This window comes from Ruminiclostridium hungatei, from assembly GCF_002051585.1.
Taxonomy (GTDB): Bacteria; Bacillota; Clostridia; order Acetivibrionales; family DSM-1351; genus Ruminiclostridium; species Ruminiclostridium hungatei.
This window is the reverse complement of the sequence record NZ_MZGX01000001.1, coordinates 225803-239905: the sequence shown is the minus strand read 5'-3', so window position 1 is coordinate 239905 and position 14103 is coordinate 225803. Positions and strand designations below refer to the sequence as shown.

Sequence of the window (14103 nt, the reverse complement as noted above, 5' to 3'; positions counted from 1 at the left end):
ATATCCTCCAAAAATGGTAATTTATATTTAAAAGCTGCGGAACGCATTGGGAAGGATGTCTCCAAACCGGACAACCCTGTATTCTCCGCTTTTATTCGTGGCTATTATTTGCATCTCATCATCGGCAAATTCAGCAAGCACCTGCCTGCATATACCGCAGGGATATATGTAGCCGGGATCATCACTCACTATTGCAATCTTCTCAATCTCCAGCCTGCCTTCTTCAGATACCGCCTTCCATACCGCTGTCCGTTCGGCGCAGTTAGTTGCTCCAAAGGAGGCGATTTCCACATTGCAGCCGGTATATACCTTTCCTGTCTTTGTAAGCAGGGCAGCCCCCACATGGAATTTTGAATATGGTACATATGCATTTGTCATAGCCTGCCTGGCCTGCTCAATCAGTGCTTCATCTGTAATCATATATTACGTCCTTTCCATATTTCCAGCATCTATACTGCCGGTATGTAGAGCAAAAACGCCTGACACTTATTTCAAAAGGCCATACAAACTCTGGAGCCTTATCAGGAGCTTATCTCCCAGGATTATTACCCCAACTGCAATACTGAATAATGCCGATACAAAAACTGCGCCTGCTGATACATCCTTGATTATTTTGGCCTTGGGATGATATACATCAACTATTATGTTGACCATGACCTCCATAGCCGTGTTTATCAGTTCAAAACAAATAACCATTGCAATTGTGACACACAGTACGGTCATTTCTATTTTGCTTACTCCCAGCCAGAGAGCAACTATAATCACCATTGCAGCAGCAGCCAGATGGATTTTCATATTCTTTTCATTCACCAAAGTATGCCACACGCCCTGAAAAGCGTTCTTAAAGCTCTCCAACAGATTTCTATTTTTCATACAGTTCTCCATATCTGCGATTTATATTTCACGCAGCTAAATCAAACACCTCTCATCAAGCCCATCTGACAAAGTACACTTTCCTGCTTGCCTATCATGATTTTTTCCTCATCCTCTTCCATGTGGTCATAGCCCAGCAGATGGAAGCAGGAATGTGCCGTCAAAAAGGCCAGTTCTCTTTCAAAGCTGTGTCCGTACTCCTGTGACTGCCTTTTTGCAGTTTCAGCAGATATAATTATATCACCCAGCATCAATTCATCAAACTCCGGATCATAATCGCCTTCGTCCGAAACAAGTTCGCCCTTGACAAATTCCGCCATAGGAAAGGAAAGCACATCCGTGGCCTTGTCTATGGCCCTGTGTTCCTTGTTGATGGCCCTTATTTCCCGGTCATCCACTATTAAAACACTTACCTCGTAGGCGGTGTCCAGCTTTTCAGCCTTCATACAACGCTCTATGGTATCTTCAATCAATTTATTCATAGTTTCTGTAATATCAACCTTATCCTGCTCATTTTCAATTATTATCAAAACCTGCTTTCTCCTTTTCAAATCTTCCTTTGTTTTATCTGGGTCTCTCCGCTTCCCTCGCTGCCCCGGGTTCCGTGTCACGGGTCGAAGCAGAGGAATCTGCCGCTTCAACGGAGGAGCTTTGTTCCGGTGCCCTGTCCATATGCCTGTTATTTTCTCCAGCCATAGCTTCCTTTATTTCAGGGTATTGTTCCCTTGCATGAAAATATCCGCTTAATACCCGCATAAAGGAACCTGCAACCATATCCAGGTCGTTCAGAGTCAGCCGGCAGTTATCCAGTTGACCGTCATCCAGCTTATCCTTTATTATTTTTCTTATCAGTGCTTCTATCTTAGCCTCTGTTTTGTCAGTCATGGATCTTACGGCCGCTTCCACAGAATCTGCCAGCATTACTACGGCAGCCTCCCTGGACTGTGGCTTCGGGCCTTCGTACCTGAATTCCTGCTGCTTTACCTCCGCCTCACCTTCAGCGGCTTTAAGGGCTTTGTGGTAAAAATAAGCTACCAGCGTGGTTCCATGATGCTGTTTGATAATATCCAGTATGACTTGGGGAAGCTTGTATTTGGCGGCTATATCCAGACCATCCTTGGTATGTGAGGTAATGACAAGGGTGCTGAGATGCGGAGTCATCCTGTCATGAGGATTTTCAGTCAGTTGGTTTTCCTTGAAAAAGTCAGGTCTTTTGAGCTTGCCAACATCATGAAAATACGCCCCTGTTCTTGCCAGCAAGGCATTTCCGCCCAGATCCTCGGTAGCTATTTCAGCCAGGTTACCCACCATAAGACTGTGATGATAGGTTCCCGGAGCTTCTATTAACAGCTTTTTCAGCAAGGGGTGGTTGGGATCGGACAACTCCAGCAGCTTCAAGGGTGTTACTATATTAAATGCGCTCTCCAGAAACGGCAGAAATCCAATGGTGAGAATCATTGAGACAAAACCGTTCAAAAAGACTACAATGCTGTCGGTGAGAATGGACCTTGAATCACTTCTGTTTATAAAATCCAGGCATACAATAAAGGCTACATTTATAAAGCCCAGCAGTACTCCGTTCATTGACATCCTGCTGCGCTGATTTGCCTTTGATACCATGAAGGCTGAAATAACCCCGCAAACCAGTCCCATGTACAGGAATTTATAATCTCCCTTGGACATTATTGAAATGCCCACGGCTAATACACAGTTTATGACAACCGCTGTTTCAACATTCACCAGAGTAGCAACCAGCATGGTTCCCACAAATATAGGTATTACCAGACCGTCATAAAAAACAACCAGATACCGGGCCAATACCAGGATAATAGTAACAATCAGGCATATTAAAAGTATATCTTTCCGTCTGTTGTAGCTCTCCCTGTTATACTTTTTCAGAAACAGCGCCGTCAGTACGGTAAGAAACAGTATCACAAACATGATGCCTGTTGAAAACAGATAGTCGTACCTCCCGTTTGTTTCAAGCAGGTTCAGCTCTTCCAGCAGCTTTAGCTTGTCAGCCGAAACTATGTCTCCGAAGCTTAGTATCCTGGATTCCTTTTTTATTTTAACAATATTGGCATTGTCATTATAGGCTTCTTCTTTCTTCTTTGCGGTAGCCTCGGCATCAATGACCCTGTTTGGCTTCAGAATGCTTCTGACAAGCAGTTCTCCTATGTTCTTCAATTCCTGGCTTATACCCTGCTCGCTCTGGTAGCTGTTCTGCAATCTATGTAAATGCAATGCAAGATTGCTTTCGGTAACCTCTTCGGCCATGGATTCTGAAATAAGCTGACGGGTCAGCTCCTCAAAGGTTTCCAGGTCGCTGTCGGCGGCCTTGTTTATGAGATAGCTCATCTGATCCTGGGACAGGTTGATGCCCTGCCCTTTTATCTGTGCCGAAAAGGATGAAAGAGCACTGTTCTGGGCATCCTTCAGGTATTGAGAAAAATTCTCATCCTTTGCCGACACTCCCATGTCTTTTAAATATTTATCAACGCCTGACCTGGCACTGCTGACAGCCTTGAAAAAATCATCCTTTTTATAAAACACTTCACCAAAGGCTTTTGTGTCTTCCTTTGTAACAGGCTGTACGTTTTCCATGGCAGCTATTCTGTTCTGCTCTGTAAGGACCTCGTTTACAATGTCCCTTGGCGCGGTAATATCATAGCGTGAAACCTCTCCCACGCTCAATTTGTATTTTGTGGGCTGAGCACCTGATTCAATAATCAGAAATGCTATTATAACCGTGACCATTACCAGAAATATTCTTTGAACATTAATATTCCGGGCAATCCTTTTAAGTTTGCTGCTGTTCTTCTTATTTTTCTTCATTTGCTTATCCCCCAGAAAAATCCACTACCACTTGTTTTCGTGCTCTTTTCGTTCAGCGGGACAAAATACTGTCCGGCTAGGGCTTTGTGCTGCTTTTATTATCATGTTTATCATATGCAACAATTATTTTCTGTACAAGCTCATGTCTTACAACGTCCTTTTCGGTGAGGTAAACAAATTCTATGCCGTCCACATCCTTTAATATGCCGGTAACTTCCCTGAGACCAGACTTTTTGTCTCCCGGCAAATCCACCTGGGTTATGTCTCCGGTTATGACAGCTTTGGAATTGAAGCCTATCCTGGTAAGGAACATCTTCATCTGTTCAGGAGTTGTATTCTGAGCCTCGTCAAGAATAATGAAGGAATTGTCAAGAGTTCTTCCTCTCATATATGCCAGAGGCGCTATCTCGATCATGCCTCTTTCAAGGTATTTCATATACAGGTCGGCACCCATTATTTCGTACAGGCCGTCGTATAATGGCCTCAAATACGGGTCAACCTTGTTTTGAAGATCCCCCGGGAGAAAGCCAAGCTTTTCACCTGCTTCCACCGCCGGCCTTGTGAGGATAATCCTGTCAACCTCCTTGTTTCTGAAGGCCGTGACAGCCATTGCAACTGCCAGAAAGGTTTTTCCTGTTCCTGCAGGCCCTATACCAAATACTATGTCATTTTTCTTTATGGCATTAAAATACAGCTTTTGTCCATGGGTTTTATACTTAATCTGCTTTCCTTTTGCTGTAAGGCAGACATAGTCCTGTATGATTTCATCAGCCTTTTCTATCTTATTTTCATTTGTAAGGCCAACCAGGTATAAAACATTTTGTCTTGTTATGGATTCTCCCTGCTTTGCAATGTTTAAAAGCTTTGTCACTATTATTTCAGCCTTCTCAACATTCCCGGCCTCCCCGCTTATTGCAATGGAGGTTCCTCTGGTAAGCACCTTCACCTGGAAGGCGTCTTCTATAATCTTGATATTTTCGTCATAATTTCCGAAAATATTCATTGCGTACTCTATACTGTAAAAATCTATGCTCTTCTCTGTAATGTCAGCCAAGTATCACATTCCTCCAATCTCCTGTGTAATTCCTATATCCTCTATACATTCTATTATTGCTCTGACCGCTTTGCCATTCTCGTCCTCGTATTCCACTATGTTTTTCTTAAGCACTTCTGCATGCATGGGAATCTGTTTTTGCGCCAGTTCAACCGCCTTTTCCGAGGCCAGCTTCTTTGCGGTGGCCACGTCTATCTTATTGTTTTCAAGCTCATATTCATAATACTCGTCTACCAGCATTTCAAAAGGCAGAGCAAAGTTTGCTCCAAGGGTCAGCTTTTTTTTAACTTCCACATGTTCAGAATTATTATATGGAATCTTTCCATGAAATAATTTGAATTTTCTTGAAAACAAAATAAGGGAGTATTGTTCCTTTTTCATACCCGTCCTTTTTGCCGTCACCAGGTTTTGTTCCACTTTTGCAGTTGCTTCATACCAGGTTCTGGCCTTCACGCTTCCGATTGAATGCACAATCAGCGGAGGCAGTTCAGGATTTTTGACATTGTCTATTTTCCCTGTAATCAGCAACTGGCCCTTCGTAACAGTATCACCAACTTTTACGGTTTCAAGTCCTTCCTTGGCCACTATGGAATAAATGACTCCATCCCTGGCGGCCACTATATTACATGGAATACGCCTGTCAATCAATACGGGAGGCTTGGTCCTTTCCGTAACGTCCACATAAACCCTGGTTCCTTTAAGTACCACGCTTATCCTGGCCAGGTCGTTTATTTGCAGCATCATGTTTTCAGCAACCTCATCGGTATTGACTTTGAATTTCAGGACGCCGTTTTCTATACCATTTTCCTTTAATCTTTCAAGTATGGATTCCGTTGATACATTTGTGTTTCCGTATACCGATATATCCCATACAAAGGAGGATATCAGGAAAAAGGCAATTATACAAACAACCGAGCCTATTACAAAAGCCTTCCGGTTTCTATACCTGTTTAAAATGAAGGGAACTCCTTTTCGTTTTGTTATATGTACCTTGCAGCGGGTCTTTCTGACAACAGGCCTTATCTGCTTGTAATCGGCAATGCTGAGCTTCATGGACACCCTGCTGTTCTTCTGCCACTTTACATTCCATAGGCGTATATTTCTATGGGTACATATGTTAATAAACTTTTCCAAAAAGTATCCTTCAACAATAATAATAACATATCCGTTTATATAATTCCATAATCTCCAAATTAACATGTATTCTCCTATCTGCGCACCAACCGGCTGCAAATTGTCCGCACGCAAGCAAATAGTGGTAAATCCGTTTATTTCGTAAATTCCAGTGATTGAATATTCCCGAAAATCATAATGCTTTCCATTGTTATTTCTTTTATGTAAATGTCTGCTCCGGTTACCCTGATGATTCCGGAAGCTGTGTTCAGCCTTATGATTCCTTCGTCGTATTCCAAAATACCCTTATAGTTTTCAACAATCAGATCTCCGTTGCCCAGCATGGTCAGCTTGGGCATGTTCAGAACTATTTCCTTCGGGAGCTCCAGCACCTCGGTGACTCTTTCCTTAAGGTTGGGTTTTTTCACCGGTTTCAGCTTTTTATCCTTTTTCCCTGCCCCCGCCATATTCTTTCCCTTGTGCAAAGCTTTACCTTTCATGGGATTCCTGCCTCTCTTTACAGTAGAACCTAAAATTTTAAAGCAGCTATGTACTTCGCACTCAATCTGCCAGTTCTTCCACATTTCCGAATTCAAAGCCGCTTGCCCTGCAGCCCTTTATTATCATGTCCAGTGCATCTGCATTGTCTTTTGATACAGCATGCAGCAGTAATATTTCTCCGTTATGCAGATTGCTTATAACCTTTTTATACGCATATTCAGGCCCGCGTATTTTATCCCTGTGCCAGTCATCATACGCAAAGCTCCAAAAGAGGTTGCAGTAGCCGAGCTTGCTTGTGATGCTCAGACTGCGTTCACTGTACTCCCCCTTGGGTGGACGGAGGAATTTCATCTTTGCACCGAATTTTTCTGAAAAGGCTCTTTCCAGACCAAGGACTTCTTCCTCTATCTGAGAATCATCCTTTTCAGGCAGGCTTGGATGATGGATGGTATGGTTGCCCACAGTATGGCCCTCCTCTACCATTCTTCTGACCAAATCCTGATGCTCATTCAGATACGGGCCTGTAATAAAGAATGCGGCTTTCACGTTATTCTCCCTGAGAGTGTCCAGAATTTTGGAGGTATAGCCGTTTTCATACCCTTCATCAAAGGTCAGGTAAATGATGTTCCTGGTTACATCTCCCACGTATTTTCCTCCATATTTTTTAAGTATGTCATCAGCACCCGGATCGGCTCTGGGAGTCTGGCCGTTGGGCTGGCGTGAAATTCCCCAGCACCTTTTCTGCTCGTAGGAAAATACTGTCTGCCTGGAGGAATCGTCTTCCATGGCGGAACTTACTTCGTCTATAACCTTGCCTGTCAGCTCCGTGGAATAGTCAACATTCCTGCTGCTGGCACTGTATACGCCTCCCAGGTCGGACAGTCCTGAATTTATGCCCGTACTGTCCTTGTGTATAACAAAATAATCAAATAGCAGAGCACATATAATCAATACTGCAAATATGGCCATTATCTTTTTTATCCTCAATTCAATTACCCCCATTGACGTAATTAGTGCATTATAAAAAAATATTCATATTTATTTATATAAGCTTTCTGTGTATTTGAGAACAAAAAAAGAGCCCGGGAGCATGATGTTTTATCACACTCCCGAGCTCCCCGGCTTATGCCTGTCAATCCTTTTCCGCCTGCTTCAATTTGTCCGTTCTTATGAGTTCCTCACTTATTTTGGGAATTTCAAGATTATTGGATTTTTCAACCTTCACATCAATAAAAAGCCTTATTTTTTCAAGGGAGCCCCCTATCATATTCAACGCGTTTACTGCATTATCCGGGTCAACAATGGCCTTTATGACATAAGGCGGTGTTACATGCCTGCCGTTAACCATGATGTACCCTCCGGCAACTCTTACCTCAGTGGTGTCAATTATCCGCTGGTCATTGATGGCCAGTGCCTGTGCATCTGTGGCCCTGAGTTCATTGAGCACGAACAGGAGGTCGTCATCCTCCACATTTATGGCGTCTTCCTTTGCGAAGGTCACTATGACACCCCTGCCCTTGACATCCGTCAAGCCTGCAACCGTTCTGAGCTTCTGGATTTCATCCGTCAGCAGTTTTAAGTTTTCATCGGAATTTCCTCTTGCATTTTCAAATTTGTCAAGCTGCGTCTGAAGTTCGGTAAGCTTTGCCCGCAGGTTTTCGTTGTTTTTCTGCTCGTTAAGTATTTTGACTACAAGGTCATCCTTTTTCTGGCTTTCGAGATTCATTACCTTCGCATTGTTCCTGATGCTCTGAAACTGCCAGGACAATGCCAGCCCCAAAATAACGCATATTAATGCTATCGATATATTTCTACTTACCCTTTTTGCTTTCATTATTTACAACCTCCAATTTTGAAATCAACCTGCTGATGTCGTTGGAAAACTTGGGAATTTCAATATCTTTTTCCCTGGTTATGCTCACTCTCTTGCCGAGGGTGGTCATTTCATCAAGGATTCCGCTGTCCTTAAGGGTATTGTAAAGCTCATCAGAATCACCGATTGCTTTTATTTCATATGGAACCGCGTATCGATTGCTGTTGACTTTTATGGTAGGCCCTGCACATACCTGCTCGCTGGTGGAAATTATGCGTTCATTATTTATGGCTATGGCCTGTGCTCCGCCCATTCTCAAATGATTCACAACATGCAGGATATCCAGGTCATGGATAATGTAATCCATAACGGAATCATCCCCTGCTCTTGCGGCATACGCTTCATTTGCATCGTTCAGGGTTACCACCACTCCATTACCCCTCACATCCGTAAGGCCGCATATCAATCTCAATTTATCAAGCTCCTGCTTGGATTCAGCATTGGCAATGTTATTGGAAGAAGCTTTTATAAAGGCTTCCATATCATTTTCCAGCTTGGCTATATCCGCCTTGTAGGCTTCTCCCTGTTTTGTTCTGGAATCAAGCTGTCCCATTAATTTGTTCAGATCCAGGATTTCAGCGTTCTGACGCTGCATACCCATGGTACTCCTGATCTGGATGGTGGCCAGAGTACCCAGCAGTAAAAATATTATAAATAGAATAAATAAATTGTCCTTAAATTTCATAGCTGCCTCATTTTAAGTTTCTTAATTTGCCAAACCATTTATTCTGCCGTTTTATTTCTTAAAATATTCTACTTTTAATAATACCCTTTTTCAAGCCAAGGAGCAATATTTTTATAAATACTGGAAATAACAGAGTCGAAAATTGGAAATTAGCTTCCTCTTTCTCGCCAAACCAGGTTCTCAGTTTAATTCAGTCTAATTCTCAGTTTAGCCATTGACAAGTGTACAAGCTGTATTGTATACTAATATTCGTCTTAGGGGAGTAGCGCAATTGGTAGAGTAGCGGTCTCCAAAACCGTCGGCTGCGGGTTCAAGTCCTGTCTCCCCTGCCAAGTAAAAAGTCCAGAATTTCAATGGTTCTGGGCTTTTCTTATGTTATCAGTTTAATTCACATAAAGTTGCTTGTTGACGCTTTGTTGACAGGCTATTCATTAAAATACATCTGAATACATCAAATATTCCTTTGCGAATTTTCTTTTATTTCTCTAACTGTTCTTATGCAATTTATATTATAAATCTACTATATGTTGCCAAACAATACAAGCTTTGTTATAATTTTATTATCCCAAAAACAGGATTCCTTCTCTCTTGAGGTTTTAAGGGATGGGAGCAAAAAGCGGAGCTACGGCTGCCGCTTTTTGTTTGCTCATTTCTGGTAATTATTCCTATGGTATTTAATTCTATTGATAATTTCACCTTCCCATCATATAATAAAATCGAACAAACGTTCTGGAATGGTGGCTAATTTTATGGATAGGATTATTTTTCATATCGATGTTAATAGTGCATATTTATCTTGGGAGGCCACATGGAGACTTCAACACGGAGATACTGTTGATCTCCGGAAGATACCCTCTGTCGTGGGCGGCGATGAGACTTCCAGGCATGGAATTGTTTTGGCCAAGAGCATTCCAGCTAAAGCTTATCAAATACAGACTGGTGAATCTCTTTATGCAGTACGGCAACGGTGTCCAAGTATAGTCGTCGTTCCACCCAGGTATGACCTCTATATGCAATGCAGTGCAGCTATGATACGGCTCTTAGAAGAGTACTCACCTAATATCCAAATTTTTAGTATTGATGAATGCTTTCTGGATTTCACATGTATGGAGCGTATTTGGCCCGACCCTGCTGCTGCTGCTCATACAATCAAGGACCGGATAAAGCAGGAGTTGGGATTTACAGTAAATATCGGTATATCCAACAACAAACTGCTTGCTAAAATCGCAGGAGATTTAAAGAAACCGGATATGGTACATACGTTGTGGAAGGATGAAATACCTAAAAAAATGTGGCCCTTACCGGTAGGTGACCTGTATGGAATAGGACGTGCTACTATCCCTAAATTGCATAAACTTGGGATATACACTATTGGGCAGTTAGCTCAGGCAGACCCTTCAGTTCTGTCGTATTATTTTAAAAGTTACGGGAAAGTTATGCGCGAGTATGCAAACGGAATCGAAAGCTCAGATGTTGCTTCTGACGGCCGTCCGCCTATGAAAGGCATTGGAAATTCCACAACTATCGGACATGATGTAGACAGCAGAGAAGATGCATATAAAGTGCTATTATCCCTCACAGAAACCGTTTGTATGAGACTCAGGCAAGCAAAATACTGTGCACGTTTGGTTGCTGTATCAATAACCAGTAATGAATTTGTACACTGCGGGCACCAGCACAAATTCGCCGCTGCTACCGATTGTACTAATGATATATATCAGGCTGCATGCATGCTCTTCAATCAGTTATGGCAAGGGCAAAATATACGTAAACTTGGAGTAAGAGTTAGTGAGTTTTGCGGAAATGATTTTGTACAGCTGTCATTATTTGAAAAATACGATGAGAAGAAAAAGCAACTGGATGCTGCCATAGATAGTATCCGTATGCAGCATGGAACCCGGTCCGTGTTTCGTTCCTGTTTTTTACATTCCGGATATTCTCCTGTAAGTGGAGGAGTTCCGGCAGAAGAGTATACAATGATGACCAGTATATTATAGGTAGGTGCAGAATGAAAGTTTTAATGAGGCCGGTAGAAATGATAGCGTGGTTTACAACGGCAGGAAAACCTAATCCTGTTAAATTTAAGTTTGCATCCGACGGTGATGATTGCATTATAATAAGAGTGGGCAGAATCATAACTGTGGAGGAAGAGAAGATTGCAGGAAACCGTATGTATTTATATAAATGTCAAAGCGTTGTTGACAATACAGAAAAAATATATGAGTTGAAGTATGAGATTGCTTCTTGCAAGTGGTTTCTATACAAAATGTAATTCCAAGCGTTGGGAATTCTCTCATGTCGACTAAATCAGGTAATTCCCTTCCTTTTCTTAATTTTCTCCTGCAGCTCATCCATAACCACATGGGTATATACCATTGTTGTGTTTAAGCTACTGTGTCCGGCCAGCTCCTGCACCTCTCGGATGTTTACAGTGCCTTCTCTCAAAACCTCTGTCAAAAAGGTATGTCTAAGCTTATGAGGGCTTACAGGCTTTTTTACAGCGCCGTCCTGGATAAATACGCCGGCTTTCTCAGATATTCTGTAGCAGACTTCCCTAATGTATCTCTGCATCAACTGACCGCCTTCAAGCGTGCAAAATACTAACTGGCTTTCTGGCCGGACAGCAAACCAGGCCTTTAATGATTTTTCAATGTCATCATCCATAGGCACATACCGGTCCTTGCCACCTTTGCCCTGCTGGACGTATATTAGCCCCGTTTCAAAATTGCAGTCAGATAAACCTAAATCGCATATCTCCTGTACACGCAGGCCAGCACGATACATCATAATGATTATTGCATAGTTTCTGGCGCCGGTTGGGCAGTCGGCGTTGATCTGTGCCAGCATTTTTTTGACAGACTTTTGGTCAATAATTTTTGGTAGTTTAAGCATTTAAACCACTCTCCCCTCTAAAATTCTTCCGGCTTTTTCCTCGGCCTCTTCTTCAAACATGATATCCATCAGATCATACATCTTCCGGTCGAGCAGGCGGCATAATTCTGCCCGATTGCCTTTAATGCGTCCTGCTGCAATTAACCGGCTTAACGCTACAACAGCATATCCCTGAGCCTGTGCATTCGTCATAGAATCACATCCTTTCACTGTAAATATTTGTAACACCGCAAAACGCCGAACATCACCGACAATCACCGAACATCACCGAAGAACGCCGCATTTCACCGCAAAACGCCGTTAACCTACATATATAATATATACTATATTTAAATATAGTAGGTTAGGAGAAGGAGAAGGTATATACCCTTAGTAATATATAATAAAATAAATATAAAAACTTAAATATGTGTAGTACGCGCGCGTGGGGAATTGCCCCGAATTATTTTAAGCACAGATAAACCTATGAGTGAGAATCTAAAGCCATCACTACAAAAATACGAGTTCGTGTTTACGATTTCTGCCGACGATTGAACCTTGAGCCTTTAACAATTGTTGTGTCTTGTTGTATGTTTTGATACTAATGATTGGCTCGAAATCTCCTTTTAGTGGCTTATTATGCCAATTGTAAAACCCCGCATATACAAAACGGGTAAGTATTACCTCAATCTTGAATGCATCAAATTTCCTGCCACGTTTGCCACGGAAACCCTTTTGGCGACATAATGACGCAACCTCAGTTAAATTTTTGTACTTCAGGTATGTACTAAAAATAAATTTGACTATCTCTGCCTCAGTTTGATTAACAGTCATACTGCCACCTTTGATTACATCATAGCCAAGAAGTTGACTGCATGTCCTTGCACCCCCATATGCACGCTCAGTTAAACCGAGAATAACATTTTCAGATAAGACCTCTCTTTCAAATTGCCCCATAAGGCCCAACACTCCGCGCATTAGTCGTCCTGCGGGTGTTTTGCCGTCAAAGTTTTCAGAAAAACTTTGCAGATAAACTCCGTGTCTTTCGAGTTCGTCACAAGTATTAAGCAAATCCTTTAAATTTCTACTAAACCTGGTCAATTTCCAAACAAGAATAAAATCGAATTTATACTCCCTCGCATCTGAAAGCATTCTTAGCATGTCCGGACGTTTTATCATAGTTCCTGCGGAAATGCCCTCATCTGAATATACTTCTATAACCTCTATATTTTTAAGCTCGCAATAATCACGCAAAACTTTTTCCTGGGCTGCCAGGGAATAGCCTTCACGAGCCTGCTCCTCGGTGCTTACGCGTGTGTAAATAGCTGCTCTCACGTTGCAATTCCTCCTTGAAATAAAATTATGAATTTGGTAAACCAAGGTTGTCACGGGAAAAGTGTGGATTGAAATTATTATATACCCTTTCCCGGAATTAACCGGACCGCTGATAAACCCATTACTGCCCTCTCGCCTCTATCAGTGTGCTTGATAAAGTTGCCGAAGCTGGGAACTTGCCAGAGGGTAAATCCTGTTGGATGCCCATATATACCAATCTGCATTACGGCTTATGGTAAAAATCCCCGCCATCTCTAAACACAACAGGCATATAACTTCCAAGACCATTTGTAAAATCTCTCATTGTACAGGAAGGCACAACCTTTGGTGGCACAACCTCGGCTTCATAGCCTTCATCCTGCAACATTCCTCTGTGTTTCTGGCTGTCGAATGACCTAACAATGTCATAAAATACGCCATCCTCGCCTGTTACCTTGATAAAGCTTGTGGCTGTTGGTACTCCATATGGATATCTATTTATTACTTCCATTTGTCGTATCATAATCTGCTCCTTCCGCCCGGAATTACCGCCGGGCTCGGCATATTTTTGAGTACTGATAAAGCCTCTTCCGCTTCTTGCTTCGCCATTTCTTCGTTTGGCTCGTAAGCGCTAAACCCATTAAGGCATTCTTTCGGGATAGTGCAATCATAAAAATTATTCGCTTTATGCTTACAGGTATTGCAACAATGATAGAGTTTTTCTTGTGCCACTTGATAAACCTCCTTTTAGACCCGGAATTAACCGGGCCCATCCTTAATTAATGCTTTTTCTGCCTTTATTTTAAGCCTATTAAGGCAGCTTCTGCACAGTTCAAATGTAGACCCAGCTGTTCCGAGATCAAGAACGTATTCCGTGATTTCCAGTCTTCTCCCGCAGCAGAAGCAAAAATCAGGCGGGTCCTTCAGGTTTTTCTTTTTGATATTCATGTTATTATATCCTCCTTTCAGGCCCGGATTTGCCGG

The 14103-nt window shown here is 42.3% G+C and carries 18 protein-coding genes and 1 tRNA gene; 3 read left to right on the top strand and 16 right to left on the bottom strand.

The features are described 5' to 3' along the window. Positions 1-27 precede the first annotated feature (27 nt). From CLHUN_RS01290 to CLHUN_RS01245, 10 genes are all read right to left on the bottom strand, one after another. A complete protein-coding gene (locus CLHUN_RS01290) occupies positions 28-420 on the bottom strand; it encodes a cytidine deaminase (protein WP_080062759.1) in 393 nt (130 codons plus the stop codon). Between the two features lie 66 nt (positions 421-486). Next, positions 487-873 (bottom strand): diacylglycerol kinase family protein, encoded by a 387-nt coding sequence (locus CLHUN_RS01285; protein WP_080062758.1) that lies wholly within the window; start codon positions 871-873, stop codon positions 487-489. Positions 874-914: 41 nt separating this feature from the next. After that, the gene (ybeY, locus tag CLHUN_RS01280; protein WP_080062757.1) at positions 915-1403 is read right to left on the bottom strand and encodes an rRNA maturation RNase YbeY; all 489 of its coding nucleotides are present in this window, start codon (positions 1401-1403) and stop codon (positions 915-917) included. Positions 1404-1437: 34 nt separating this feature from the next. Then, on the bottom strand, positions 1438-3708 hold the full coding sequence (locus CLHUN_RS01275; RefSeq protein ID WP_080062756.1) for an HD family phosphohydrolase: 2271 nt from the start codon (positions 3706-3708) through the stop codon (positions 1438-1440). 76 nt (positions 3709-3784) lie between these two features. Beyond that, on the bottom strand, positions 3785-4762 hold the full coding sequence (locus CLHUN_RS01270) for a PhoH family protein (protein ID WP_080062755.1): 978 nt from the start codon (positions 4760-4762) through the stop codon (positions 3785-3787). Between the two features lie 3 nt (positions 4763-4765). Continuing rightward, positions 4766-5962 (bottom strand): sporulation protein YqfD, encoded by a 1197-nt coding sequence (gene yqfD, locus CLHUN_RS01265; RefSeq protein WP_080062754.1) that lies wholly within the window; start codon positions 5960-5962, stop codon positions 4766-4768. A gap of 68 nt (positions 5963-6030) precedes the next feature. Further along, the gene (gene yqfC, locus CLHUN_RS01260) at positions 6031-6471 is read right to left on the bottom strand and encodes a sporulation protein YqfC (RefSeq protein ID WP_479692011.1); all 441 of its coding nucleotides are present in this window, start codon (positions 6469-6471) and stop codon (positions 6031-6033) included. Further along, positions 6437-7363: a delta-lactam-biosynthetic de-N-acetylase gene (gene pdaA / locus CLHUN_RS01255; RefSeq protein ID WP_080062752.1), complete on the bottom strand. Its 927-nt coding sequence runs from the start codon at positions 7361-7363 to the stop codon at positions 6437-6439. Before pdaA ends, yqfC begins: the two co-directional genes overlap by 35 nt. 145 nt (positions 7364-7508) lie before the next feature. Then, on the bottom strand, positions 7509-8210 hold the full coding sequence (locus CLHUN_RS01250; protein WP_080062751.1) for a DUF881 domain-containing protein: 702 nt from the start codon (positions 8208-8210) through the stop codon (positions 7509-7511). Continuing rightward, complete coding sequence (locus CLHUN_RS01245) at positions 8188-8934, bottom strand: DUF881 domain-containing protein (protein ID WP_080062750.1); 747 nt, start codon at positions 8932-8934, stop codon at positions 8188-8190. The genes CLHUN_RS01250 and CLHUN_RS01245 overlap by 23 nt, the downstream gene beginning before the upstream one ends. Positions 8935-9190: 256 nt before the next feature. On the opposite strand from CLHUN_RS01245, the gene CLHUN_RS01240 reads away from it, so the two are divergent. From CLHUN_RS01240 to CLHUN_RS01230, 3 genes are all read left to right on the top strand, one after another. Beyond that, positions 9191-9266: transfer RNA gene (locus CLHUN_RS01240), tRNA-Trp, on the top strand. A gap of 417 nt (positions 9267-9683) precedes the next feature. Beyond that, positions 9684-10931: a DNA polymerase Y family protein gene (locus tag CLHUN_RS01235; RefSeq protein WP_080062749.1), complete on the top strand. Its 1248-nt coding sequence runs from the start codon at positions 9684-9686 to the stop codon at positions 10929-10931. A gap of 11 nt (positions 10932-10942) precedes the next feature. Further along, positions 10943-11206, top strand: a complete 264-nt coding sequence (locus CLHUN_RS01230; protein ID WP_080062748.1) for a hypothetical protein — start codon at positions 10943-10945, stop codon at positions 11204-11206. 35 nt (positions 11207-11241) lie between these two features. Here the strand turns inward: CLHUN_RS01230 and CLHUN_RS01225 are convergent, their stop codons facing one another. The 6 genes from CLHUN_RS01225 to CLHUN_RS01200 all read right to left on the bottom strand — a co-directional run bounded on the left by CLHUN_RS01225 (position 11242) and on the right by CLHUN_RS01200 (position 14067). Continuing rightward, entirely contained in the window at positions 11242-11826 is a 585-nt protein-coding gene (locus CLHUN_RS01225) for a tyrosine-type recombinase/integrase (RefSeq protein WP_080062747.1), read from the bottom strand. Further along, on the bottom strand, positions 11827-12018 hold the full coding sequence (locus tag CLHUN_RS01220; protein ID WP_080062746.1) for a hypothetical protein: 192 nt from the start codon (positions 12016-12018) through the stop codon (positions 11827-11829). It abuts the gene before it with no gap. Positions 12019-12315: 297 nt separating this feature from the next. Continuing rightward, the gene (locus CLHUN_RS01215) at positions 12316-13140 is read right to left on the bottom strand and encodes a recombinase family protein (RefSeq protein WP_133051077.1); all 825 of its coding nucleotides are present in this window, start codon (positions 13138-13140) and stop codon (positions 12316-12318) included. A 223-nt stretch (positions 13141-13363) separates the two neighbouring features. Continuing rightward, the gene (locus CLHUN_RS01210) at positions 13364-13642 is read right to left on the bottom strand and encodes a hypothetical protein (RefSeq protein ID WP_080062744.1); all 279 of its coding nucleotides are present in this window, start codon (positions 13640-13642) and stop codon (positions 13364-13366) included. Continuing rightward, positions 13639-13851 carry a hypothetical protein gene (locus CLHUN_RS01205; protein WP_080062743.1) on the bottom strand — a complete coding sequence of 71 codons (213 nt, stop codon included), beginning with the start codon at positions 13849-13851 and terminating at the stop codon, positions 13639-13641. The genes CLHUN_RS01210 and CLHUN_RS01205 overlap by 4 nt, the downstream gene beginning before the upstream one ends. Before the next feature lie 27 nt (positions 13852-13878). After that, positions 13879-14067, bottom strand: a complete 189-nt coding sequence (locus CLHUN_RS01200) for a hypothetical protein (RefSeq protein ID WP_080062742.1) — start codon at positions 14065-14067, stop codon at positions 13879-13881. Between the last annotated feature and the right edge of the window lie 36 nt (positions 14068-14103).

Bases quoted from the DNA above. Each gene is read 5' to 3' on its own strand.
- CLHUN_RS01290 (WP_080062759.1), bottom strand. From the start codon at position 420: ATGATTACAGATGAAGCACTGATTGAGCAGGCCAGGCAGGCTATGACA.
- CLHUN_RS01285 (WP_080062758.1), bottom strand. From the start codon at position 873: ATGAAAAATAGAAATCTGTTGGAGAGCTTTAAGAACGCTTTTCAGGGC.
- CLHUN_RS01275 (WP_080062756.1), bottom strand. From the start codon at position 3,708: ATGAAGAAAAATAAGAAGAACAGCAGCAAACTTAAAAGGATTGCCCGG.
- yqfD (WP_080062754.1), bottom strand. From the start codon at position 5,962: ATGTTAATTTGGAGATTATGGAATTATATAAACGGATATGTTATTATT.
- CLHUN_RS01250 (WP_080062751.1), bottom strand. From the start codon at position 8,210: ATGAAAGCAAAAAGGGTAAGTAGAAATATATCGATAGCATTAATATGC.
- CLHUN_RS01245 (WP_080062750.1), bottom strand. From the start codon at position 8,934: ATGAAATTTAAGGACAATTTATTTATTCTATTTATAATATTTTTACTG.
- CLHUN_RS01235 (WP_080062749.1), top strand. From the start codon at position 9,684: ATGGATAGGATTATTTTTCATATCGATGTTAATAGTGCATATTTATCT.
- CLHUN_RS01230 (WP_080062748.1), top strand. From the start codon at position 10,943: ATGAAAGTTTTAATGAGGCCGGTAGAAATGATAGCGTGGTTTACAACG.
- CLHUN_RS01225 (WP_080062747.1), bottom strand. From the start codon at position 11,826: ATGCTTAAACTACCAAAAATTATTGACCAAAAGTCTGTCAAAAAAATG.
- CLHUN_RS01220 (WP_080062746.1), bottom strand. From the start codon at position 12,018: ATGACGAATGCACAGGCTCAGGGATATGCTGTTGTAGCGTTAAGCCGG.
- CLHUN_RS01210 (WP_080062744.1), bottom strand. From the start codon at position 13,642: ATGATACGACAAATGGAAGTAATAAATAGATATCCATATGGAGTACCA.
- CLHUN_RS01200 (WP_080062742.1), bottom strand. From the start codon at position 14,067: ATGAATATCAAAAAGAAAAACCTGAAGGACCCGCCTGATTTTTGCTTC.